This is a genomic window from Erythrobacter donghaensis, from assembly GCF_001557325.1.
GTDB lineage: Bacteria > Pseudomonadota > Alphaproteobacteria > Sphingomonadales > Sphingomonadaceae > Erythrobacter > Erythrobacter donghaensis_B.
This window is the reverse complement of the sequence record NZ_LSJS01000308.1, coordinates 1-22944: the sequence shown is the minus strand read 5'-3', so window position 1 is coordinate 22944 and position 22944 is coordinate 1. Positions and strand designations below refer to the sequence as shown.

18 protein-coding genes are annotated in these 22944 nt (G+C 66.2%); 10 read left to right on the top strand and 8 right to left on the bottom strand.

Translation table 11 applies throughout. The features are described 5' to 3' along the window. The 3 genes from AX692_RS18030 to AX692_RS18020 all read right to left on the bottom strand — a co-directional run. The coding region (locus AX692_RS18030) for an AMP-binding protein (protein ID WP_155646377.1) at window positions 1-299 on the bottom strand (299 nt) is incomplete at its 3' end. A gap of 36 nt (window positions 300-335) precedes the next feature. Beyond that, window positions 336-626, bottom strand: coding sequence for a hypothetical protein (locus AX692_RS18025; RefSeq protein WP_230959628.1), 291 nt, complete (start codon window positions 624-626; stop codon window positions 336-338). Further along, the gene (locus AX692_RS18020; RefSeq protein ID WP_073973727.1) at window positions 623-2050 is read right to left on the bottom strand and encodes a glutamate ligase domain-containing protein; all 1428 of its coding nucleotides are present in this window, start codon (window positions 2048-2050) and stop codon (window positions 623-625) included. Before AX692_RS18020 ends, AX692_RS18025 begins: the two co-directional genes overlap by 4 nt. A gap of 56 nt (window positions 2051-2106) precedes the next feature. Between AX692_RS18020 and AX692_RS18015 the strand changes: the two genes are divergently transcribed. From AX692_RS18015 to AX692_RS17985, 7 genes are all read left to right on the top strand, one after another. Next, window positions 2107-2937, top strand: a complete 831-nt coding sequence (locus AX692_RS18015) for an LD-carboxypeptidase (RefSeq protein WP_073973726.1) — start codon at window positions 2107-2109, stop codon at window positions 2935-2937. A 37-nt stretch (window positions 2938-2974) separates the two neighbouring features. Beyond that, the gene (fabD, locus tag AX692_RS18010) at window positions 2975-3910 is read left to right on the top strand and encodes an ACP S-malonyltransferase (RefSeq protein ID WP_073973725.1); all 936 of its coding nucleotides are present in this window, start codon (window positions 2975-2977) and stop codon (window positions 3908-3910) included. 51 nt (window positions 3911-3961) lie between these two features. Further along, window positions 3962-5878, top strand: coding sequence for a beta-propeller domain-containing protein (locus tag AX692_RS18005; protein ID WP_073973724.1), 1917 nt, complete (start codon window positions 3962-3964; stop codon window positions 5876-5878). A gap of 78 nt (window positions 5879-5956) precedes the next feature. Further along, window positions 5957-6715: a 3-oxoacyl-[acyl-carrier-protein] reductase gene (fabG, locus tag AX692_RS18000; protein ID WP_073973723.1), complete on the top strand. Its 759-nt coding sequence runs from the start codon at window positions 5957-5959 to the stop codon at window positions 6713-6715. Window positions 6716-6880: 165 nt separating this feature from the next. Next, window positions 6881-8008, top strand: a complete 1128-nt coding sequence (dnaN, locus tag AX692_RS17995) for a DNA polymerase III subunit beta (RefSeq protein WP_073973722.1) — start codon at window positions 6881-6883, stop codon at window positions 8006-8008. Window positions 8009-8037: 29 nt separating this feature from the next. Next, window positions 8038-9120 carry a DUF2855 family protein gene (locus AX692_RS17990; protein ID WP_073973721.1) on the top strand — a complete coding sequence of 361 codons (1083 nt, stop codon included), beginning with the start codon at window positions 8038-8040 and terminating at the stop codon, window positions 9118-9120. A gap of 64 nt (window positions 9121-9184) precedes the next feature. Beyond that, window positions 9185-9586: a type II toxin-antitoxin system VapC family toxin gene (locus tag AX692_RS17985; RefSeq protein WP_073973720.1), complete on the top strand. Its 402-nt coding sequence runs from the start codon at window positions 9185-9187 to the stop codon at window positions 9584-9586. A 6-nt stretch (window positions 9587-9592) separates the two neighbouring features. On the opposite strand, the gene AX692_RS17980 is transcribed toward AX692_RS17985, so the two are convergent. The 3 genes from AX692_RS17980 to AX692_RS17970 form a co-directional block, all read right to left on the bottom strand. Then, window positions 9593-11359 carry an N-acyl-D-amino-acid deacylase family protein gene (locus AX692_RS17980; protein ID WP_073973719.1) on the bottom strand — a complete coding sequence of 589 codons (1767 nt, stop codon included), beginning with the start codon at window positions 11357-11359 and terminating at the stop codon, window positions 9593-9595. Window positions 11360-11422: 63 nt separating this feature from the next. Beyond that, complete coding sequence (locus AX692_RS17975) at window positions 11423-12292, bottom strand: alpha/beta fold hydrolase (RefSeq protein WP_230959627.1); 870 nt, start codon at window positions 12290-12292, stop codon at window positions 11423-11425. A gap of 132 nt (window positions 12293-12424) precedes the next feature. Next, window positions 12425-14122, bottom strand: a complete 1698-nt coding sequence (locus AX692_RS17970) for a PHA/PHB synthase family protein (protein ID WP_073973717.1) — start codon at window positions 14120-14122, stop codon at window positions 12425-12427. A gap of 202 nt (window positions 14123-14324) precedes the next feature. On the opposite strand from AX692_RS17970, the gene AX692_RS17965 reads away from it, so the two are divergent. The 3 genes from AX692_RS17965 to lepA all read left to right on the top strand — a co-directional run bounded on the left by AX692_RS17965 (window position 14325) and on the right by lepA (window position 21253). Next, window positions 14325-17057: an EAL domain-containing protein gene (locus tag AX692_RS17965; RefSeq protein ID WP_230959626.1), complete on the top strand. Its 2733-nt coding sequence runs from the start codon at window positions 14325-14327 to the stop codon at window positions 17055-17057. Window positions 17058-17219: 162 nt separating this feature from the next. After that, on the top strand, window positions 17220-19370 hold the full coding sequence (locus AX692_RS17960) for a putative bifunctional diguanylate cyclase/phosphodiesterase (RefSeq protein ID WP_230959625.1): 2151 nt from the start codon (window positions 17220-17222) through the stop codon (window positions 19368-19370). Between the two features lie 65 nt (window positions 19371-19435). Beyond that, window positions 19436-21253 carry a translation elongation factor 4 gene (lepA, locus tag AX692_RS17955; RefSeq protein ID WP_073973716.1) on the top strand — a complete coding sequence of 606 codons (1818 nt, stop codon included), beginning with the start codon at window positions 19436-19438 and terminating at the stop codon, window positions 21251-21253. A 327-nt stretch (window positions 21254-21580) separates the two neighbouring features. Here lepA and AX692_RS19350 read toward each other — a convergent pair whose 3' ends face one another. Together AX692_RS19350 and AX692_RS19865 are read right to left on the bottom strand one after the other, a co-directional pair. After that, on the bottom strand, window positions 21581-22117 hold the full coding sequence (locus AX692_RS19350; RefSeq protein WP_081095449.1) for a type II toxin-antitoxin system VapC family toxin: 537 nt from the start codon (window positions 22115-22117) through the stop codon (window positions 21581-21583). After that, a partial coding sequence (locus tag AX692_RS19865; protein WP_230959441.1) for a hypothetical protein occupies window positions 22107-22944 on the bottom strand: 838 nt, incomplete at its 5' end. The genes AX692_RS19865 and AX692_RS19350, both read right to left, overlap by 11 nt.

Here is a 22944-nt window from a genome sequence, read left to right as displayed (position 1 = left end):
CTCCTGCTCGCCTGCGGCAGGATCGGGGCGAGCCGCCAGTTGAGCAGCACCGCGATCGCCCCGATCCTGCCGCAGGCGAGCAGGAGCGTGAGGAACGGCGCACCGTCGGTCAGCAGCAGCGCGATCCGGTCTCCCGGCGCGATCCCGCGCGCGAGCATCCACTGCGCGAGGTTGGTGACGCGGGTGTCGAGCTGCGCCCAGGTCAGGCGCTGGGAGCCGTCAACCGTCGCGAGGCGGTGCGCGTGGCGCTGCGCGCAATTCGCCAGCAGCGTGTCGAGCGAGAAGTCGCGGGCGTGCATGGGCCGATAGCTAACCGCGCGCCGTCCGCTCAGCCATCAGCGATTTTGCGAAGGGTCGGAGGCGTCGAGGTCGTGCCCGCAGCGGGTGCAGATGCGGTTGGGCCAGGGCACCACGAAGATCCCCCGGAAGAAGGCGTTCTTGCCGCATTGCGGACAGTTGAAGCGCAGCATCGGGGTGTTGGCCACCAGTAGCATCATGATCGCCGCCGCGAAGGCGAGGCTCGAATGGCCGTAGAGCCGATCGACCGCCACCACCAGCAGCACGGCCAGCGCAAGCGCCCCCAGCATCCGCCACGCATGCAATGCGGCGCGGGCGTAGAGGCTCACGAAAGGCGGGCGAGGATTGATCGCGCGAACTCCGTCAGCGTGTCGTCGCGCGCGCCCATCACCGCGATCCGGTCATCGGGGCGGGCGAGGGCGGCGATCCGCGCACCGCAATCCTCGCGCGAGGGGATGTGCTCGGCCCTGCCACCGGCGGCGTTGACAAGCTCGACGATCCGCTCCGAGCCGACGGAGCGGTCGACCGTTCCGCCGAAATAGACCGGGTCGCACATGATCGTCACATCGTCCGGCCCCAACTCGCGCGCGAAGGTGCGGGCGAGCTCTTCGCCCATCTGGCGCAAGGGGCCGTAGCCGTGGGGCTGGAAGAAGGCGATCACCCGGCCCTGGGTCGCCTTGAGGGTGCGCAGGGTGGCAGCGCACTTCTCGGGGTTGTGGCCAAAATCGTCGATCACCGTGACGCCCGAAGGCGAGGTGCCGATCACATCGAAGCGCCGGGCGAGGCCCTTGAAGCTGCGCAGGGCATAGACCGCGTGACCCACCCCGATCCCCGCCGCATTCGCCGCCGCAATCGCCGCGAGCGCGTTCGACAGGTTGTGCAGCCCCGGCATCGGCAGTTCGAGCGGGAAGGCCTCGCGCCGTCGGTTGTCGACCACCACCGCGCTGATACCGACGGCGCTCATCTCGATCGATTCCGGCTCGACGCCGATGTCGGCCTGCTTGGCCCGCACTCCGAAGGTCACTGCTCCTACGGCGCGCGGGCGCAGGTAGGCGGCCTCCTCGCTGTCGAGGTTGATCACCGCCGTCCCCGCCTCGCCGACGAAATCGCCGAACAGCACCCGCAATTCCTCGATGCTCTTGTGATCGAGGCTGACATTGAGCAGCACGCCCACGGTCGAGCGGTAGAGTGCGATCGATCCGTCGCTTTCGTCGACCTCGGCGACGAAAACCCCGGCCGAACCGATCCGCGCACTGGCGAAGGGGTTGGCGGGGGAGACGAAGTTCTTCATCACCGCGCCGTTCATCACCGTCGGATCGTGCCCCGCCTCGGCGAGGATCCAGGCGATCATGCCGGTCACGGTCGACTTGCCCGAGGTGCCGCCCACCGCGACCGAGAAATCGGCGGCGTTGAACAACTGAGAGAGCAGTTCGGCGCGGCTCAGGCGCTCGCAGCCCAGTTCCTTCGCGCGCGCGACTTCGGGAACGGTGTCCTCGATCGCGGCCGAGGCGATGAGCACCTGCTCGGCGGACGTGACCCCGCTGCCGTCCTGCGGGAACAGAGTGAAGCCGTTCGCCTCCATCCACGCGAATTTCTCGGGGCTCCGGCCCTGGTCGCGGCTGCGGTCGGAGCCGGCGACCGGGTGGCCCAGACCCTTCGCGATCTGCGCGAGCGGGAGCATTCCGGAGCCGCCGATGCCGCAAAAGAACAGGGGCCGCCCGGAGAGCGCGCCCGTTGAGACCCCGTTATCCATATCCGGCTTGGTTATTGGCTTGCACGCCCCCTGACAAGCGCCATAGGCTGCGCCTCATGACGAATATCGCCATTTGTGCCCCGGCCACCCCGATCACCCGCGAACAGCAGGCCGCGCTCGAGACGCTGGTGGCAGCCGAGTTTCCGGGGCACCGGGTCACCTTCCACGACCAGTGCTTCGAGCGGGCGGGACATTTCGCGGGCGATGACCTGCGCCGTCTGTCCGCGCTGCTCGAATTCGCCAATGATCCTGCCTTCGATGTCGTGTGGTTCGCCAAGGGCGGCTACGGCTCGAACCGCATTGCCGAGGCGGCGGTCGCGCAGATGAACCGCGCGGCGCGGACCAAGACCTATATCGGCTTCTCCGATGCCGGGTACCTCCTCGCCGCGCTCTACCGCGAACGCATCGGGCAGAGCGTCCACGGCCACATGCCGGTGAGCGCGCGCTCGGAAGGTGGCAAGGAGGCGATCCGGCGCGTGCTGCGCTGGCTCGAGGGCGATACCAGCGGGCTCGAGCCCAGCCTCGACGGTACCACGCCCGCCGCGGCCTTCAACCTCATCACCCTCGCGATGATCGCGGGCACGCCGATGATGCCCGACCTCACCGGCCATGTGCTGATGGTCGAGGAGGTGGCCGAACACATCTATTCGATCGACCGGCTGTTCTTCCACCTTGCCGGAACCCTGCCGCGGCTTGCCGGGCTGAGGCTCGGCGCGGTTACCGATGTCCCGGAAAACTACGTCGAATTCGGCCAGACCGAGGAAGACATCGCGCGCTTCTGGTGCGACCGGATGGGGGTGCCCTATCTCGGCCGCGCACTGATCGGGCATTATTCTGCCAACAGGGTTGTGCCCTTCGGCCTTGCCAGCCCGCCGTCGCGGACGTAACGGCGCCCGCCAAAATCACAACAAGGCGGGATTGCACATGCGCGCGTTCATCTTTCCGGGACAGGGTAGCCAGAAGGTCGGCATGGGGGGGGAGCTTGCCGCCGCCAGCGCGGCCGCGCGCGAGGTCTTCGGCGAGGTCGACGAGGCGCTGCGGCAAAACCTCTTTGCCCTGATGCGCGAAGGCCCCGAGGATCGCCTCACCCTCACCGAGAACGCCCAGCCCGCGATCATGGCCAATGCCATCGCCACCCTGCGGGTGCTGGAACGCGATTTCGGTGTCAGCCTGCTCGAGACCGCGAACTGCGTGGCGGGCCATTCGCTCGGTGAATACACCGCGCTTGCGAGCATCGGCGCGTTCAGCCTGACCAACACCGCGCGCCTGCTCAAGCTGCGCGGATGGGCGATGCAGGCCGCGGTGCCGGTGGGCGATGGGACGATGGCGGTGCTGCTCGGCGCCGACATCGAGCAGGCCAAGGCGCTGGCCGAAGCCGCCGCGCAAGGTGCGGTGTGCGAAGTCGCCAACGACAACGACCCCTCGCAGGTCGTCATCTCGGGCCATACCGCCGCGATCGAGCGGGCGGTGGCGCTGGTGAAGGAGCACGGGATCAAGCGCGGCATGATCCTCAATGTCTCGGCGCCTTTCCATTCCACGCTGATGGCACCCGCGGCCGAGAAGATGGCCCACGCGCTGGCGGCAACCCCGCCCGGCGCAATGGCGCTGCCGCTCTACGCCAACGTCACCGCCTCGCCTGTCACCGACCCCGATGAAGCGCGCAAGCTGCTGATCGAGCAGGTCACCGGCCGCGTGCGCTGGCGCGAGAGTGTGCTGGCGATGCGGGCGGACGGCGTCGAAAGGTTCGTCGAGCTCGGCGGCAAGGTCGTCGGCCCGATGGTGAGCCGCACCGACAAGGAGGCCGAGGTCACCAGCCTCATCACCATGCAAGACCTTGAGGCCTTTGCCAAAAGCCTGTGATGGGTTAATCTCGCTCCTGTCCGGCGGAAAGCCGGTCACGGGGAGAGAGGCATGGACATGGTGCAGTCGCGTGATGGTCAGGCGCTGTCGATAGGCGTGGTGCTGGTGCTGGTGGTGGCGCTGATCGCCGCAGTCGGCTTCAGCGCACCTTCTGACGCCAAGGAAAGCGCCGCAGCCACAAGCGGCAAGGGCCTCAGCGGCTTTGCCGACAAGGCTGCGCTCGACGCCTTCACCCGCAAGATGGCGCGGCTCGAGCGGCGAATAATGGTCACCGCAGAGCTGGTCATGTCCGCGCCGCCGGCTTACGCGGTCGCCGACGTTGCCGAACCCGAAGCTGACGCCGCCCCGGCCGCCGAAAGCATCACCAACACCCAGGAGGCCGGGGTCGACGAAGGCGGGATCGTCAAGCAGGCTGGAGACTATCTCGTGATCTTGCGGCGCGGGCGGCTGTTCACGGTCCGCATCGGCGGCGACGCGCTCGCGCCTGCGGGCATGGTCGACGCCTTTCCCCCCGGCAAGAAGGACCCCGGCGACACCTGGTATGACGAGATGCTGATCCATGAACGTCAGGTTATCGTGATCGGCTATTCCTATGGCTCGGACGGGACCGAGATCAACCGCTTCGACATCGCCGCCGATGGCAAGCTCGCCTATCGCGACACGCACTACATGCGCTCGGGCGATTACTATTCGTCCTCCAACTATGCCTCGCGGCTGATCGGGGACGAGCTGGTGGTCTACACGCCGGTCTATGCCAACTGGGCCAAGCTCGAGGACAGCCTGCCCGCGATCCGCAAGCGCAGCCCCTATGCGAGGCCCGTGCCGCTGGTGAAGCCGCAGGACTTCATGGTTGCCGAGCCCTATCGGTCGGGCCGCTATCCGCTCGATACGCTCCACACCGTCACCCGCTGCAAGCTTTCCGCCGGTTTCGAGTGCCGCGCGAGCGCGATCGCGGGGACGTGGAGCCACGCCTTCTACGTCTCGGCAGAGGCGGTCTATGTCTGGACCGGAGTGGCCGATGATCCCTCGTTCGAGGAAGGACGCGGCGTTCCGGGGCAGCTCTACCGCATTCCCCTCGCAGGCGGCACACCCGGCGCGGTGCAGGTCAGCGGATCGCCCATCGACCAGTTCTCCTTCGCCGAGGACGCGGGCGCAGGCGTGCTGCGGGTGCTGCTGCGCGGCGAGGGCGGGGGCGATGGCATGTGGGAGGGCGAGGTGAGCGGCGGCTCTGTCGCGCTCGCCAGCGTGCCGTTCGCGCGCTTCGGCAACGGCGAGGAGAGACTTGCGCAGGCCGATTACCGCACGCTGCCCGAGCCCAAGGGCTGGCGCTTCCAGAACCGCTTCGTGGGCGACTACGCGCTCTATGCCGCGGGCAATTACCGCAGCGAAGAGGAGACGGGGAAGGTCTATGCCGTGCCGCTCGGCGGCGGGGCGGTGCAGGAGATCGCGATCCCCCACGGCGTCACCCGCTTCGACCGCATGGGCAATGACGCGATCGCGATCGGTCCGGCGCGGGGCGACGGGCTCGGGTTTTCGGCACTGTCCATGGGGAGCACGCCGCGGCTCGAGCACTTCCACATCCTTGCCGCAGCGGGCGAGGGCGAGACCCGCAGCCAGGCCTTCTTCTTCCGACCCGATCCGGGCAGCACCGACGGCACCTCGGGCTTGCTCGGCCTGCCGGTGACGCGCGGGTCGGTGCGCGATGGCGGGGAGTTCCTCGGCTCGGGCTCGGCGATCACCTTCCTGCGGCGCGAGCAGCGCAAGCTTTCCCCGCTCGGTGAACTCGCCGCCGCGTCGGGAATTTCGGAGAGCGACAATTGCAAGGCCTCCTGCGTCGATTGGTACGGCAACGCCCGCCCGATCTTCACCGGCGGACGGGTGTTCGCGCTGATGGGTTACGAGCTGGTCGAAGGCCAGCTCTCCGGCAGCGCCATCACCGAGCGGCGACGGACGAGTTTTGCCCCGTGAAGCTCGCGATCCGGCGTTGACCCTCGCGCCTTGCGCGCGCAACAGGGGCCACGATCAATCCGGGGCAAGGAACCGACGATGTTTTCACTCACCGGCATGAATGCGCTCGTCACCGGCGCGAGCGGCGGGATCGGCTCTGCCATCGCTCACGCGCTCGCCGCGCAGGGCGCGCGTCTGGCGCTGTCGGGCTCGAACGCGGCCAAGCTGCGCGCCTTCCGCGACGAACTCAACGAGGCCTACAGCCACGAGCATGACGGCCATGTCGAGATCACCTGCGATCTCGGCAACCAGACCCAGGTCGAAGAGCTGATCCCGGCGATGCTCGATACGCTCGGGAGCGTCGACATTCTCGTCAACAATGCCGGCATCACCCGCGACAATCTGGGGATGCGGATGAAGGATGACGAGTGGGATCAGGTGATCCGCATCAACCTCGAGGCGGCCTTCCGCCTGATGCGCGGCGCGGCCAAGCCGATGATGAAGGCGCGCTTTGGGCGGATCGTCAACATCACCAGCGTCGTCGGCGCGACCGGCACCCCGGGGCAGATGAACTACTGCGCGGCCAAGGCAGGCCTCACCGGCATGACCAAGGCCTTCGCGCAGGAAGTCGCCAGCCGCGGGATCACCGCCAACTGCGTCGCCCCCGGCTTCATCCGCACGGCGATGACCGCTGCCCTCGACGAGAAACAGCAGGCCGCCATCAACGGTCGCATCCCGATGGGCCGCATGGGCGAGGGGGCCGAGATCGGCGCCGCGGTCGCGTTCCTCGCCAGCCGCGAGGCCGCATATGTGACGGGCGAGACGCTCCACGTGAACGGCGGCATGGCGATGCTGTGAGGTCCGCGAGGGGGCCCGTGGCCCCCTTATCCCCAACGGAGTCGCCCCTCGCAATCCCGCCAACTTGCCCGTATGCTCGCCTGCGCTAAGGTTTCGGGAACTTTCCGGCGCTTGGGGGCGATTCCTCTCCCCTCACGCAACAATCAGGACCGATAGGGACAAGCGATGAAGGCCACGATCGAACGCGCGACGCTGCTGCGGTGCCTTTCCCATGTTCAATCCGTGGTGGAGCGCCGCAACACCATCCCCATCCTTTCCAACGTCCTGATCGACGCTGACGTGGGCGGCTCTGTGCGGGTGATGGCGACCGACCTTGACCTGCAGGTGGTCGAGACAATGAGTGCCTCCTCGGTCGATCAGCCCGGCGCGATCACCGTCTCGGCGCACCTGCTGTTCGACATCGCGCGCAAGCTGCCCGAGGGGAGCCAGGTGAGCCTCACCACCAGCGAGAACCGGCTCGAGGTCAAGGCGGGCCGCTCGAACTTCAAGCTGCCGACCTTGCCGCGCGACGACTTCCCGGTGATCGTCGAGGGCGACCTGCCGACCAGCTTCGAGATCCCCGCGCGGATGCTCGCCGAGCTGATCGACCGCACCCGCTTCGCGATTTCGACCGAAGAGACGCGCTACTACCTCAACGGCATCTTCCTCCACGTCACCGACGAGGACGAGCCGCTCCTGAAGGCCGCCGCCACCGACGGCCACCGCCTCGCGCGCTTCACCCTGCCGCGCCCCGAAGGTGCTGCCGGGATGCCCGACGTGATCGTGCCGAGAAAGGCCGTGGGCGAGTTGCGCAAGCTGCTCGAAGAGGCATTGGACGGCAACGTGCTGATCGACCTGTCGGCGAGCAAGATCCGCTTCACGCTCGGCGGGGAAGGGGGCGTGGTGCTCACCTCCAAGCTGATCGACGGCACCTTCCCCGATTACAGCCGCGTGATCCCGACCGCGAACGACAAGCTGCTGAAGGTCGATCCCAAGCTGTTCTATTCGGGCGTCGACCGCGTCGCGACCATCGCCACCGAGAAGACCCGCGCGGTCAAGATCGGGCTCGACAATGACCGCGTGACGCTCTCGGTCACCTCGCCCGACAACGGCACCGCGGCTGAAGAGCTGGCAGCCGACTACAAGGCCGAAGGGCTCGAGATCGGGTTCAACGCCAATTATCTCAAGGACATCCTCGGCCAGATCGACAGCGACACGGTGGAACTCCACCTCGCCGACGCCGGCGCGCCGACGCTGATCCGCGAGAGCGAGAAGGCCCGCGCGCTCTATGTGCTGATGCCGATGCGGGTGTGATCCCCGCCGCTTGAGGGAGGGGAGAGGCGATGAACGCCACCGAAGTTCACGTTCGCAAGGCAGCGCTGACCGATGCGGTGCTCGCCGAGGTGCCGCTCGCCTCGCTCGGCGATGGCGAGGTGCGGCTCGCGATCGAGAGCTTCTCGGTCACCGCCAACAATGTCACCTATGCGGTGGTTGGCGACGGGTTCAAATATTGGGACTTCTTCCCCGCCCCTGAGGGCCTCGGCATCGTGCCGATGTGGGGCCATGCGCGGGTGATCGAGAGCCGCCATCCCGAAATCGCGGTGGGCGAGCGGGTCTATGGCTACCTGCCGATGGCGAGCCACCTGGATGTGCTGCCCGGGCGGGTTTCGCCGAGCGGCTTCATGGACATGGCCGCGCATCGCCAGCCGATGAGCCCGGTCTACAACAGCTACATGCGGCTTGCGGCCGACCCCGAACACGATCCGGCGCGCGAGGCGGAGCGGATGATCTTCGGCCCGCTGTTCCGCACCGGCTTCCTGATCGAGTACTTCCTGCGGGGCGAAGGCTGGTTCGGGGCGGAACAGCTGGTGGTCACCAGCGCCTCCTCCAAGACCGCGATGGGCCTCGCCAGCGTCGCGCGGCAATCCTCGCCGGGAATCCGGCGCATCGGGCTGACCTCGAAGGGCAACGTCGCCTTTGTCGATGCGAGCGGGCTCTACGACGAGGTCGTCGCCTATGATGATCTCGAACGCGTCGCCAGCTTGCGCAGCGTGAGCGTGGATTTCGCCGGGAATGCCGAGCTGCTGGCGCGCATCCACCACCACTTCGGCGAGGCGCTGACCCAATCGGTGCTGGTCGGCGCGACCCATATCGAGGCGCGTTCGGTGTTCGGCAAGAACGAGCCGCTCCCCGGCCCCAAGCCGCAGCTGTTCTTCGCCCCCGACCACGCGGTCGCCTTCTTCAAGGCGCATGGGCCTGAGGAGGGCGGCAAGCTGGTCGCCGCGGCGTGGCGCGAATTCCTCGAGGCCGCGGAGGGCACCATTGCCATCGAACGCCACGCGGGGCTCGAAGCCGCGCGCGCGGTGTTCACCGCCATGGTCGCAGGGCAGATCGACCCGGCCAAGGGGATCGTGATCGAGCCTTGAGGGGCGAGGGCCGTTCGCGCCTGCGATAAACCGGTCTTAACGCCTGCCTGCCAGAATTGCGACGATGATCGTCGTCGACACCTCGGCCATGTTGTGCGTGCTGCTCCGTCAACCGGGGTGGGAGGCCTATGACGCCGCGATCCGGGCCCAGCCTGCCATTCTCGCCGGATTGGCGCAGGGCGAGACGGTGGAGGGGCTCGAGCAGGCCCTCGGGCCGCAGGCGCGCGCAGTCTACAACGCCTACGTCGCCGAGGCTGGGATCGAGCTCCAGCGCTTCAGCAAGAAGGCCGCTGCGGCATGCGCCAATGCCTGGCAGCGCTATGGCAACGGCGCGATGCCGGGTGGGTTGACCTTGGCGCAGGCGATGAGCTTCGCGCTGGCCCGCACATTGAAGGCCCCGCTGCTCTATTGCGGCACGATCTACGATCACACCCCGGCGCGCAGGGTCGAGGTGGCCGCGGGCTGAGGGTGCCTACTCCGCCGCTTCGGCCAGCTCAACCCGCTGCGGCCCGCGGATCAGGCCGCCTGGGGTCTCGCCCGTCCACCGCCCATCGCGGAAGGTGACGACGCCGCTCTTGATCGTGGCGACGTAGCCCTCGGCCTTCTGCAGCAGCCGCTTGCCGCCTGCCGGAAGGTCGAAGGCGAGCCACGGCTTGCCGAGCTTCAGCCTGTCCATGTCGATCACGTTGAGGTCGGCGAGATAGCCCGGCGCGATCACCCCGCGATCCTCCAGCCCGTAGAGCCGCGCGGTATCGCGGCACTGGCGCTTGATCGCCTGCTCGAGCGTGATCGTCGCCCCCCGCTTGCGGCTCTTCACCCAGTGTTCGAGCATGAATGTGGGCGAGGCCGCATCGCATATCGTCCCGCAATGCGCGCCGCCGTCCGACAGCGAGTTCACCGTGTCCTCGGCATGCTGGAGCGGGTGCAGGAAATCGAGGTTCCCGTCGGCGTAGTTGAGGATCGGCAGGTAGATGAACCCCGTGCCATCGCCCTCGCACAGCAGGTCATAGGCATATTCCTGAGGCGCGACACCGGCCGCCGCAGCGCGGGCGTTGATGCTGGCGTCGGCGGCGGGTTCGTAGTCGAAATCGGGGTCCATCTCGTATTGCAGGGCCCAGCCCATGCTGATCGCCATCACCACCCCGCCGATGTCCTTGGGGGCGTCCGTGTAGTCATTGGGCTCGGCGAGCAGCTTCGCCTTGAAGGCTGGATCGAGCAGCCGGGCCTTCTGTTCCTCCCACGAAAGGTCGGCGATCGCTATCCAGCTCGGGCGGAAGCGGAAGGGGTGGACGGTGCCCTGCCAGGCCATGATGATCCCGTTCCCGCGCAGCGCGATCTGGGCGACGATGTTCGCGCCATTGTCGTTCTGGGCGCGCATCTCAGCGATCTGTTCGTCGAGCGGGAGTTCCTTGGCGATGGATTGCAGCGCGGCGAAGGTGACGGGGATGCCGGCCTCGCGGCTGAGCTGGCCCATCCAGGCAAATTCGTTCCACTCGCGCTTCAAGTCGCTCGCCATCTCGAACACGGCATAGCCGCCCGCCGCCTTGGCGCGGCCCATCGCCTTGCCGATCGCGATCAGCTCTTCGGCCGTGGCGGTGGTGCCGGGGACGAGCTCGCCGTCAACAGATTTGTGGAGCACCGTTCGCGAGGTCGAGAAGCCCAGCGCCCCGGCGCGCACGCCTTCCTCGACGATGCGGCTCATTTCGGCGATGTCCTCGGGCGTGGGCACGGCTCCGGGCTGTTCGCGGTCCCCCAGCACATAGGCGCGCACAGCGCCGTGAGGGACGTGGGTGCCGATATCGACCGTCCTCGGCAGTTTCTCCAAGGCGTCGAGATACTCCGGAAATGTCTCCCAATCCCACGTCATGCCCTCGGCGAGCGCCGTGCCGGGAATGTCCTCGACCCCCTCCATCAGGCTGATGAGCCATTCGTGACGGTCAGGGCGCGCGGGCGCGAAGCCGACGCCGCAATTGCCCATCACGACCGTGGTGACCCCGTGCCAGCTCGAGGGGGCCATTTCCTGATCCCAGGTGGCCTGCCCGTCATAATGGGTGTGGATGTCGACGAAGCCGGGGGCGACGATCTTGCCGGCGGCGTCGATTTCCTCGTGTGCGCTGCCGGTCACTCGCCCCACCGCCGCGATCAGCCCGTCCTTAACAGCGACATCGCCGGTGAAAGCGGGGGCTCCCGTCCCGTCGACGATCGTGCCGCCGCGGATGATGAGATCGTATTGCGCCATGTCTCTCTCTCCCGTTTTGCGGGCGAGGATGTCGCAATCCGCGCGAGGTGTCCAGCCGCAGCCTCAGGCCGCGCGCTTTGCCTCGCGCTTGGCTTCGCGCGGCGTATCCGCCATGTCGAGGAAATCGCGGATGACTGCCACGCTTTCGTCGGCATGGGTCAGCAGGAACAGGTGCCCGCCGCCCTCAAAGGTTTCGAGCCGGGAATGCGGGATCATCGCCTTCAGGATCTTGCCGTTGATCACGGGGACGATCTGGTCGTCCTCGCCCATCATGATCAGCGTTTCCTTCTTCATGAAGGGCAGCGCGGGCAGGCTGGTCCAGCCGAGCATGCACACCAGCTGGTAAAGGTAGCCGCGCGGGGAGGGCGGCTTGAGGCGGCCGATATGGCTGTCCTTCTGGTGCGCGGCCCCGTCCTTGTCGACGCCGCCGTAGAGCGTGGCGAAGTGCTCGTTCATGAACTCGGGGTCGATGTAGCGGCGCGGATCGGCCATCTTGGTGAAGGCGGCGGGGTTGCCCGGCACCATCAGCATTCCCGGCGTGGTCGCGATCAGCGTCAGGCGGCGGGTCAGCCCCGGGTGCTGGAGCGCGAAGTGCTGCGCCATCGCTCCGCCCCACGACACGCCCATCACGTCGACCTGATCGAGCCCGTGTTTCGACAGCAGCTGCGAGGCCGTCCAGCTCATGGTGAAGGGGTTGTAGGGCACCAGCGGATCGGGCGATTCGCCCGTCCCCGGCATGTCGAACATGATGAAGCCGCGCTCGGGCAGGGCGGCGGCGAGCGGCGCCACCGCCTCGATGTTCGCACCGATGCCGTTGAAGAACAGGATCGGCAGATGGTCGGAGGGCATATCGAGCCGCCAGGCAGCAGTCCGTAGCGTCCGGCCGCCCACTTGCTCCATCGAGACGACCGCGTCGTCCATGGGATTGGTCACGTAGTCACGTCCTTTCAAGCCCCCGCAAGAGAGGCGGGTTGGGCGCGCACGCCGATCCCTTAGCGCGCGCGCCCACAAACTTTGCGCCATCGTTCCGGCTCGCGGATCGCCCCTGGCGCGGGAAGCCCTGTATCAGACTTCTTCGACGACGTAGAGTCCCGGCGCAGCCTCCAGCGGCTTGTAGGTGTCATTGCCGAGGCTGGCGGGCGCCGCCTTCTTCTTGCCTGAGCGTTTCTGCACCCACTCCATCCACAGCGGCCACCAGCTGCCTGCAACCTCCTCGGTCCCTTGCAGCCACTCGTCGGCGGTCGCGGGGAGCTTGCCCTTCTTCGCTTGCACGAAATACTTCGCCTTGGGATTGCCCGGCGGGTTGAGGATCGCCTGCATGTGGCCCGATTGCGAGAGCACGTAGGTCACGTCCTTCGAGCCGAACAGCTGGGTCGAACGGTAGGTCGCCTTCCACGGGGTGATGTGATCGGTCACCCCGCCGAGGATGAAGAGGTCCACGGTCACCTTGCTGAGATCGACCTTGTGCCCCGCCATCTCGACCTCGCCCTTCTTCGTGAAGGCAAGCGTCTCGAACAGCGTGAGGAAGTCGCCCATCAGGCTCGAGGACAGGTTGGTGGCGTCGGCATTCCAGAACAGCACGTCGAAGGCCGGCGGATCCTGCCCCAGCAGGTAGTTGTTGATGACGTAGTTCCAGATGAGGTCATTGGGGCGCAGCCACGCGAAGCCGCGCGCCAGATCGTCGGCCTTGATCACGCCCTGCTTCATCGCGCGCTGCCGGGCGAGCTGCATTCCGTTCTCGGAGACCAGCGATCCGGCCTCGATATCGGTCGGCTTGGGGTGGAGCACGCAGACCATCAGCGTCAGTGAACCGAGCACCGGGTTGTTCGTCGCGGCGAGCTTGGACGCGAGCACCGAGGCGGTCTGCCCGCCCGAACAGCCGGCCGAGACGTTGACCTTCTTCGATCCGGTGATCGCCGAGACCACCTCCAGCGCCTTCTCGCAGGCGGCGATGTAATCGGCCATGCCCCAGTGGCCCTGTTCCTTGCTGGGATTGCGCCACGAAATGACGAAGGTCTGGATGCCGTTGTCGACCTGCCACTTGATCACCGACTTGTCCGGCGAGAGGTCGTTGATGTACATCTTGTTGATCTGCGGCGGGATCGTCAGCTGAGGAATTTCATAGACTTCCTGCGTGGTAGGCGCATATTGCAGCAGCTCCATGATCTCGTCGCGGTAGACCACGTTGCCCTTGGAGGTGGCGATGTTCTTGCCCAGCTTGAACGGGCGCTTGTCGACCTGGCTCACCATCCCCTTGTTGTGGACGATGTCGTTGTAGGCGTTCTGGAGCCCCTTGATGAGGCTGAGCCCGCCCGAGTTGATGATCTGCTTCTGCGCGGTGGGGTTGCCCGCCAGCGTGTTGGTCGGCGCAAGGCCATCGAGGATGATGTTGGCGATGAAGTTCGCTCGGTTGCGCTCCAGCTCGTCGAGTTCCAGCTCCTCGAGCCAGTTCTTCATCCCCTTCTGGACCGCGAGGTAATATTGCGCGCCGGCGCGGAAGAAGGGGTTGTATTGCCACGCCGGATCCATGAACCGCTTGTCCTTGGGATCGGGAGCAAGCTCGCTCTTGCCGGTCAGGATCTTGACCATGTCCTGCGCCATCGCGGTGCTGTGGCGCAGGAAGCGCGAGGGGTCCGAGGCGGTCTCGCGCAGCAGCAGCGCGACGGCGCTGACGAAATCCTCGCGCGCCACCCCGATCAGGGGGCCCAGGGCGTTGGTGGACTGGGCTGCTTCGTTCTCGAGCTTCACTTCGCTGCGTGCCATGAAATCCCCTCTGGTTCGACCTTGCGCATGCCGCTTGTAACGGCTTTGCGTTAACGCGGTCGTAGGCCGTGAGAATGCAGCCTTGCAACCAAAGTTGCAAGCATGAGCGAGGGTTTGCCGGCCCGAGATCAGAACGGCTTGGTTCAAGTTTTAAGTATTCCGATTAACGCTTTTCTAGGCCGTCCTGAGGCAAGGCAGATCAATGGCCGGGGAACCTATCCGCAAACGCATAACCGACAATCAGCGCCCCCTCGAAGCGGCGCGCGAGCTGCGGTCGGTCGCCAATGCGCGGGCCGCCGCCGCTGCCCCCGAAGCCGGGATGGGCGAAGCGCGCACGCGCGGCGAGCGGCGCGGGGCCGAGCGCCTGCGCGCGGAGCGATCGGGCGGATTGCAGCAGGCGATCGACGAGCCCGCCAGCGAGCAGAGCTACTTCCTGCCCCGCCAGGCCGGCGGGATGACCCTGTTCCTCGTTGCCGCCTTCGCCATGGCGGCGCTGGTGTTCCAGGGCCTGCCCTCGACCAACACCCTGGCCTTCGCGCTCGCCTCGGCGAGCCTGTTCGCCTGCGGCTCGCTGTTCGCCGCGATCGAGCGCCGGATCGAGGCGCTGAGCGGGCTCAGGATCGGGATCGTGTTCGTCGGAATCGTGCTGCCGATGGCCTGCGCGGGGCTCGCGCTGGCGCTGTGGGTGGGCGAGGGCCTGCCGTGGCAATGGGGTATCGCGACGCTCGTGTGCATCAACGCTGCCGCCGCAGCGCTGTTCAATATGCGAATCATCTCGCTGTTCTGCGCCAAGATCGCGAGCTGGACCGGCTTTGCCGTGCTGGTGCCCGAAAATGTCACGTTCGCCGCGGTCTTCGCCGCCGCGCTGACCCTGTCGCTGATCGCCCGGCTCGAATGGAAGGACGCGCACAAGCGCCGCCTCGCCCGCGAGGCGCGCGAACGCGTGGCGGCGCGCGCCGAGGACATCCTGCGCAGCTTCGAGGAGACCGGACAAGGCTGGTTCTGGGAGACCGACCGCCGCGGGCTCATCACCTACATCTCCCCCAAGGCCGCCACCGTGCTCGGCAAGACCACCGCGGAGGTGGTCGGCTGCCCCCTCTCGGAGATCGTCGATCCCTCGCAGGGCACTGCCGATGCCGAGCGCACGCTCGCCTTCCACCTGTCCGCGCGCTCGGCCTTCCATGATCTCGAGGTGCGCGCCGCCACGAGCGGCGATGAACGCTGGTGGTCGCTGGCAGGCCGCCCGGTCTACGACAGCTACAAGAACTTCTGCGGCTTCCGCGGTCACGGCACCGACCTCACCGAGAAGCGCCGCTCGGAACAGCAGGTCTCGCGCCTCGCGCATTACGATTCGCTCACCGGCCTCGCCAACCGCGTGCAGATGAGCCAGGCATTGGAGCAGATCCTCGCCGCTCCCAGCGGCCGCGAGCGCGCCTGCGCGGTGCTGATGCTTGATCTCGACCGCTTCAAGCATGTCAACGACACGCTCGGCCACCCGGCGGGCGACGCGCTCCTGAAGCAGGTCGCCCAGCGGCTCGAGCGCGCGATCGACGGTCATGGCCGCTGCGGACGCCTCGGCGGCGACGAGTTCCAGGTGATCGTCCCGGGCCACCAGGACCGCCACACGCTCGGCCATATGGCGCACGAGATCATCAACTCGCTCTCGCAACCCTATTCGATCCAGGGCCAGAGCGTGGTGATCGGTGCCTCGGTCGGCATTGCGCTCGCACCCGAGCACGGCTCGACCAGCGACGAGCTGATCCGCAATGTCGACCTCGCGCTCTATGCCGCCAAGGATGCCGGGCGCGGGGTCTATCGTTTCTATGCCGAAGACCTCCACGCCGCAGCCGAGGAGCGTGCCGAGCTCGAGCAGGATCTGCGCGAGGCGATCGCCAGGGGCGAGCTCGAACTCTACTACCAGCCCGTGGTCTATGCCGCGAACGAGAAGATCGTCGGCTTCGAGGCGCTGATGCGCTGGAACCACCCCAAGCGCGGGTGGATCAGCCCGGCCAAGTTCGTGCCCATCGCCGAGGATGCCGGGCTCATCGACCGCATCGGCCAATGGGCGCTGCGCACGGCCTGCGCCGACCTTGCCCGCTGGCCGCGCTCGATCCGCTGCGCGGTCAACGTCTCGGCGCTGCAATTCGCCAATCCCGACCTTCCCACCATCGTCGCCAACGCGCTCGCGCACAGCGGCGTCGCGCCTTCGCGGCTCGAGCTGGAAATCACCGAGAGCGTGTTCCTCAACGACAGCTCGGGCACGGATGCGATGTTCAAGGCGCTGAAGCGAGTCGGCGTGCGCCTCGCGCTCGACGATTTCGGCACGGGCTATTCCTCGCTCGGCTATCTCAAGAAGGCTCCCTTCGACAAGATCAAGATCGACCGCAGCTTCGTGCAGGGCGCCACCGAGGAGGGCAGCCGCAACGGCGCGATCATCGCCTCGATCACCAGCCTTGCCGAAGCGCTGCACATGGACACGACTGCCGAGGGCGTGGAGACGCTCGACGAGCTCGAGCTCGTGCGGCTGCTCGGGTGCAGCCACGTTCAGGGATACATCTACTTCAAGCCGATGAGCGCCGCTGATGCGACCGCGCTGGTCTCGGGCGATCTCGTCGCCGAGGCCGACGGGCCGCAATCGGCCCGCGCGCCGCGCCAGAACCTGCTGCGCCGGGTGGTGGTGGTCCACAACGGCAACCGTCTCAACGCCACCTTGCGCAACATCTCGGAAAGCGGGGCGATGATCGAAGGGCTGTGGAACATGCCTGCGGGCAGCATGATCAGGATCGAGTTCTCCGCCGACCAATCGGTCACCGCCCAGGTCCGCTGGTCGCGCGAGAACCGAGTGGGGATCGAGTTCCACCAACCCCTGCACCGCCGCGCGGACAGCTCCTTCGCAGTGCTCAGGGGTGCGCCCGGTCAGGCCTCGGGCTGGTAGGCGCAGCGATGCTTGACGGGGCCTTAGGCACGTCTCTCAGGCAGTCGTCTTAGGCTAAAAGTAACCATCGGGCTTTACACCCGGCGAACATTCTCCGGCGGCAGGTTTCCCTGTGCGCCCGAGGTCTGGAGGTTCCCCCGCGAGATGTCCCTGAAGGGTCTCTTGTCTTCCCGCAGCGGCCGCCATGGGCCGCATGGCCCCGCATCGGCGCTCACCGACGGCGAGCGCCTCGCCATGCTCGACGAGCTCGAGCAGTCGGGGCTCGGCTGGTTCTGGGCCAGCGATGCGGCCGGCAATCTCACCTATCTGTCCGCCGCCATCGCCGGCCGTCTCGATCTGCCGCTCGAGGCGCTGATCGGCCAGCCGCTCACCGCGATCTTCACCGCCGCCGACAGCGACGGGCGGGGCAAGTCGCTGCCCCTGATGCTCGGCGCGCACAAGGCCTTCGCGGGCATGGCGGTGCGCGCCGCGCGGCGGCCGCAGGGCGCGGTGCTCCGGCTGTCCGGTCAGCCGATCATGAGCGCCGGCGGCAAGTTCCTGGGCTTCCGCGGCACCGGGGCCGACATCACCGAGGAATATACCCGCGAGGAGGAAACCGCCCGCCTCGCGCGCTTCGACTCGCTTACCGGGCTCAGCAATCGCCACCGCATGGCCAGCCACATCGAGGCCACGCTCACCGCCTTCAAGGCGGCGCGCCGCAACTGCGCGGTGATGATGATCGATCTCGACCGCTTCAAGCACGTCAACGACACGCTCGGCCATGCAGCCGGCGACGAGCTGCTCAAGCAGGTTTCCGCTCGCCTTGCCCGCGCGATCGACCGCGATTGCGAGATCGGCCGGCTGGGCGGCGACGAGTTCCAGGTGCTGCTCCCCGATATCGACGACCGCGGGGTGCTGGGCGAGCTGGCGGCGAAGATCATCTCCATGCTGCGCCAGCCCTACAGCCTCGAGGAGGGGCGCTGCGTGATCGGCGCCTCGGTCGGGATCGCGATCGCTCCGCATGACGGCATGACGCGCGAGGACATCGTGCGCGCGGCCGACCTTGCGCTCTATGCCGCCAAGAACGGCGGGCGCGCGCAGTACCGTTTCTTCTCGGGCGAGCTCGAGAACGAGACGATCTTCCGCCGCCGCCTCGAGCAGGATCTCGGGCTGGCGCTGCGCGAGGAGCAGCTGTTCCTGCGCTTCGAGCCGATCGTCGAGGCGGCCGGCGGCACGGTCACCTCGCTCGAGGCGCATGTGTGCTGGAACCATGCGCAGCGCGGGGTGATCGACGAGGAGGAGTTCGCGCAGATCATCGAGGGTTCGGCGCTGATCGCCGACGTCGGCCGCTGGGCGGTGCGCGCGGCTTGCGCCCAGGCCGCCGATTGGCCCGACAGCGTGCGGCTCGCGGTCAATGTCCCGGTGCCCTTGCTGCTCGCCGACGACTTCGTCGGGCTGGTGGGCGAGGCGCTGGATAGCGCCGGCCTTGCACCCGGCAGGCTCGAGCTCGAGATCAGCGAGGCGGTGTTCTTCGGCGACGCGAGCGTGGTCGACCGCACGCTCGCGTCGCTGTTCAAGCTCGGCGTGCGGCTGACGCTCGACGAGTTCGGGAGCGGCTATTCCTCGCTCGCCTACCTGCGCCGCGCGCCCTTCGATGCGATCAAGATCGACCAGAAGCTGGTCGCCGCGGCCGAGCGCGACGATGCGCGCGAGCTGGGGCTGGTGCGCGCGATCGTTGCGCTGGCGGGCGCGCTGCAGATGGACACGATGGCGGGCGGGATCGAGAGCGCCGGGCTCCTCGCCGCGCTCACGGCAAGCGGGGTGCGCCAGCTCCAGGGCCCGATCTTCAGCGAACCGGCCGAGGCCGAAACCGTGGCCGCCGAGATGGCCGGGGGCGCGTGGAAGATCGATCCCGGCGCCGAGCGCATGCGCCGCGCGCGCAGGCGGACGGTGTTCCGCAAGATCCAGGTGATCCACGATGACTACGCGTACGAGGTGACGCTGCGCAACCTCTCCAAGTCGGGCGCGCTGATCGAGGGGCTGGCTGATGTGCCCAAGGGCACGCAGTTCGTGGTCGACCTCGGCGGCGGGCAGCTGGCGGTGGCGACGGTGACGCGCTCCAACGGCGATGTGCAGGGGCTGGAATTCGAGCAGTCGCTGATCGAGGACGGCTCGGGCGGGCTGTGCACCCGCCACCGCGTCTCGCCCTACGCGCTTGCCGCAGCAGGCGCCCCGCTCGCCCCGCTTGCGCCGGGCAGGTTTGTCGGTGCCGAGCAGGGCGGAGCGGTGCCCAAGTTCGGCTATTCGCGCACCGCCCGCGCCGAGGCCGGTTGAGCCCCGGGGGCAATTGCGTTTTTGGCGAATGACAACGCGGTGACCGGACGCTACATCGCGCGGCGATGACCGACCTCTCCCATATCCGCAATTTCTCCATCATCGCCCATATCGACCATGGCAAGTCGACGCTCGCCGACCGGCTGATCCAGTTCACCGGCGGGTTGACGGCGCGCGAGATGTCCGAGCAAGTCCTTGACAACATGGACATCGAGAAGGAGCGCGGCATCACCATCAAGGCGCAGACCGTGCGCCTCACCTATACCGCCAAGAACGGCGAGACCTATCAGCTCAACCTCATGGACACCCCCGGCCACGTCGACTTCGCCTACGAGGTCTCCCGCAGCCTCGCCGCCTGCGAGGGCGCGCTGCTCGTCGTCGACGCAGCCCAGGGCGTGGAAGCGCAGACCCTCGCCAACGTCTACCAGTCGATCGAGCACGATCACGAGATCGTCCCGGTCATCAACAAGATCGACCTCCCCGCTGCCGAACCCGAGAAGGTCAAGGCCGAGATCGAGGACATCATCGGGCTCGACGCCTCGGACGCCGTCCTCGCGTCGGCCAAGTCCGGCATCGGCATTGAGGAGGTGCTCGAGGCCGTCGTCGCCCGCATCCCCGCGCCCAAGGGCACCACGGAAGCCCCGCTCAAGGCCAGCCTCGTCGATAGCTGGTACGACCCCTATCTCGGCGTCGTCATCCTCGTGCGCGTGATCGACGGGAAGCTCACCAAGGGTATGGGCATCCGCTTCATGCAGGGCGGCACCCAGCACCTTGTCGACCGCGTCGGCTGCTTCACCCCCAAGCGCACCGACCTCACCGAGCTCGGCCCGGGCGAGATCGGCTTCATCACCGCGCAGATCAAGGAGGTCGAACAGGCCCGCGTCGGCGACACCATCACCACGGTGAAGGGCGGGGCGACCGAGGCGCTGCCGGGCTACAAGGAAGTCCAGCCGGTGGTGTTCTGCGGCCTCTTCCCGGTCGACGCCGCCGACTTCGAGAAGCTGCGCGAGAGCATCGCCAAGCTGCGCCTCAACGACGCCAGCTTCAGCTTCGAGATGGAGTCGAGCGCCGCGCTCGGCTTCGGCTTCCGCTGCGGCTTCCTCGGCCTCCTCCACCTCGAGATCATCCAGGAACGCCTCAGCCGCGAGTACGACCTCGACCTCATCACCACCGCGCCCTCGGTGGTCTACCGTATCCACCTCGGCCATTCGAAGACCGAGGACGCCAAGACCATCGACATCCACAACCCCGCCGACTGGCCCGACACCAACCGGATCGAGTCGATCGAGGAGCCGTGGATCAAGGCGGTGATCTACACCCCCGACGAGTACCTCGGCGCGATCCTCAAGCTGTGCCAGGACCGCCGCGGCATCCAGACCGAGCTCACCTATGTCGGCGGCCGCGCGCAGGTCAGCTACGAGCTGCCCTTGAACGAGGTGGTGTTCGACTTCTACGACCGCCTGAAGTCGATCTCGCGCGGCTACGCCTCCTTCGACTACGAACAGATCGGCACCCGCGAGGGCGACCTCGTGAAGATGAACATCCTCGTCAACAACGAGCCGGTCGACGCCCTGTCCCTGATCGTCCACCGCGCCAACGCCGAGGAGCGCGGCCGCGGCATGTGCGAGCGACTTAAGGACTTGATTCCACGGCATCTTTTCAAGATCCCGATCCAGGCCGCGATCGGCGGCAAGGTGATCGCCCGCGAAACCATCGCCGCCCTGCGCAAGGACGTGACCGCCAAGTGCTATGGCGGGGACATCACCCGGAAGAAGAAGCTGCTCGAGAAGCAGAAGAAGGGGAAGGCGCGGATGCGGGAGTATGGCAATGTCTCTATTCCTCAGGAGGCTTTCATCGCTGCGTTGCGGATGGGTGAAGAGTAACCCCACCCACCATTCGCCCTGAGCTTGTCGAAGGGCTGCACTTTCTTAGGTGTCGCGTAACCCGAGAAAAGAAGGACAGTCCTTCGACAAGCTCAGGACGAACGGGTTTGAGCGAGAGGCTGCAACTCCGGCCGGCGGGTGGCCGCAGGCCAACCCGTTCGGAAGCGAAGCTGGGCGAAGCCCACCTCATGGCCGTGGCTTTGCCGCGGCTGAACTTAATCCTCCCCTTCAGGGGAGGGGGACCACCGAAGGTGGTGGAGGGGCGGGCGCCGCGCTCGGAACCGTCTAGCGAAAATCTTTCTCCGCAATTTTGCGGGCACCCGAGCATCAGCAGAGCGCCAATCCCGTCATTTTCGAGAATGGTTTGACGATTTCAAGTTCATACCTGTCTGCGATAATCCCACTGAGGGGAATGAGACCCCTTTTAGGTCGAGATTTCGGTTCTGGTCGGTCATTTTCATCGAACGTGAACATCGTTGGGCATTCAAAATAGATTGCAGTCGCAAGGTGGATGGCGTCCGGCAATTCAACCGTTGGAAGGTTTGTTACCCCGTCCAATTTTTGTTTTTGATAAAAATTCCGAATTTCGGTCGCCACAGATAGAATTGGCGATGAAACATCTTTGATTTGGAGCTTCGGAGGCCGCAACAGGCGCTCCATCACGTTTCTTTGTTGATCTGTTAAAGTGCACTCAAGAATTTCGCCGCGTGTAAGCGCAGAAGTGACAGCTATAAGTTCACGTTGTTCGAGTTCTGCCATCACGCCAGCGACATGTTGTGCTTCGTCACCTTTTCGCCTCTCGCCTGTAATGGCGGCGATAAAGATGCACGCATCAAGATATACGAGAGGCGGGTTACCAGCCATGTCGCTGAAGCCTCGTAAACTCCTCGGCAGGCATGCCGTTTGCGGCTCCTGGTGCCATGCCGAGGATTTCTTCAAATGACGGCTGATCGTCCCATTCTGGCAATATGGACAGATCTAGGGCGAAGGCTTCATACGGGAATTTCTCCCGCCAGCGATACTTCAACTCGCCCTTAATCTCTACATATTTACCAAGTGCCGGGCGCACTTTATGTAAAAGATTGTCTTCAAAAATACACGTTACACGTTTCGCGCCAACGACAGGGTAAAGAGCAAATACGTTCTTTTTACCGTGAACATTGATGGCTTCTAACATGCCATCAATAGTCCCTTCGGAGCTGTCATCGTTTCCAAACACGCTTTCGATGCGTTTTCTAGCAGCGATGTCAATTATAATCTCGAAATCACCGCACCGAATTCGAGCGTCCGTAATACCGCGACCCACAGGCGCAGAAAATTCCTTCAAAACATCGAAAGCGCCACGGTTCAGTAGTTGTGGTGCTGTTCCATCGTGCGCCACTTGCGCGATGTCTGCGAAGAAGCGATTGAAACGAGCAGAATTCGCATCGGCTTCGAATACGACCAGCGCAGGACTATTCATTTCAAGGCGTGTAATCTGCGGAGTGCTGCCTTGTGAAATGCCAGAAAGGACGATCAATTCCCTTAGTGCGTCCACTTGCCTTATGAAGTCGCTTGCAGATAGGCGCGCCTTGTCCTCCCCTGCTGGGGTAATCACTACACTGACCGTATTGGAGCGTTCTCCCTCCGCCATGGACGGGACTGTCAGGATTTCCGTGTGTGGCCGGGCATAATGGGCAACAAGGAGTCCC

Bases quoted from the DNA above. Each gene is read 5' to 3' on its own strand.
- AX692_RS18020 (WP_073973727.1), bottom strand. From the start codon at position 2,050: ATGGATAACGGGGTCTCAACGGGCGCGCTCTCCGGGCGGCCCCTGTTC.
- AX692_RS18015 (WP_073973726.1), top strand. From the start codon at position 2,107: ATGACGAATATCGCCATTTGTGCCCCGGCCACCCCGATCACCCGCGAA.
- fabD (WP_073973725.1), top strand. From the start codon at position 2,975: ATGCGCGCGTTCATCTTTCCGGGACAGGGTAGCCAGAAGGTCGGCATG.
- AX692_RS18005 (WP_073973724.1), top strand. From the start codon at position 3,962: ATGGACATGGTGCAGTCGCGTGATGGTCAGGCGCTGTCGATAGGCGTG.
- fabG (WP_073973723.1), top strand. From the start codon at position 5,957: ATGTTTTCACTCACCGGCATGAATGCGCTCGTCACCGGCGCGAGCGGC.
- dnaN (WP_073973722.1), top strand. From the start codon at position 6,881: ATGAAGGCCACGATCGAACGCGCGACGCTGCTGCGGTGCCTTTCCCAT.
- AX692_RS17990 (WP_073973721.1), top strand. From the start codon at position 8,038: ATGAACGCCACCGAAGTTCACGTTCGCAAGGCAGCGCTGACCGATGCG.
- AX692_RS17985 (WP_073973720.1), top strand. From the start codon at position 9,185: ATGATCGTCGTCGACACCTCGGCCATGTTGTGCGTGCTGCTCCGTCAA.
- AX692_RS17980 (WP_073973719.1), bottom strand. From the start codon at position 11,359: ATGGCGCAATACGATCTCATCATCCGCGGCGGCACGATCGTCGACGGG.
- AX692_RS17970 (WP_073973717.1), bottom strand. From the start codon at position 14,122: ATGGCACGCAGCGAAGTGAAGCTCGAGAACGAAGCAGCCCAGTCCACC.
- AX692_RS17965 (WP_230959626.1), top strand. From the start codon at position 14,325: ATGGCCGGGGAACCTATCCGCAAACGCATAACCGACAATCAGCGCCCC.
- lepA (WP_073973716.1), top strand. From the start codon at position 19,436: ATGACCGACCTCTCCCATATCCGCAATTTCTCCATCATCGCCCATATC.
- AX692_RS19350 (WP_081095449.1), bottom strand. From the start codon at position 22,117: ATGGCTGGTAACCCGCCTCTCGTATATCTTGATGCGTGCATCTTTATC.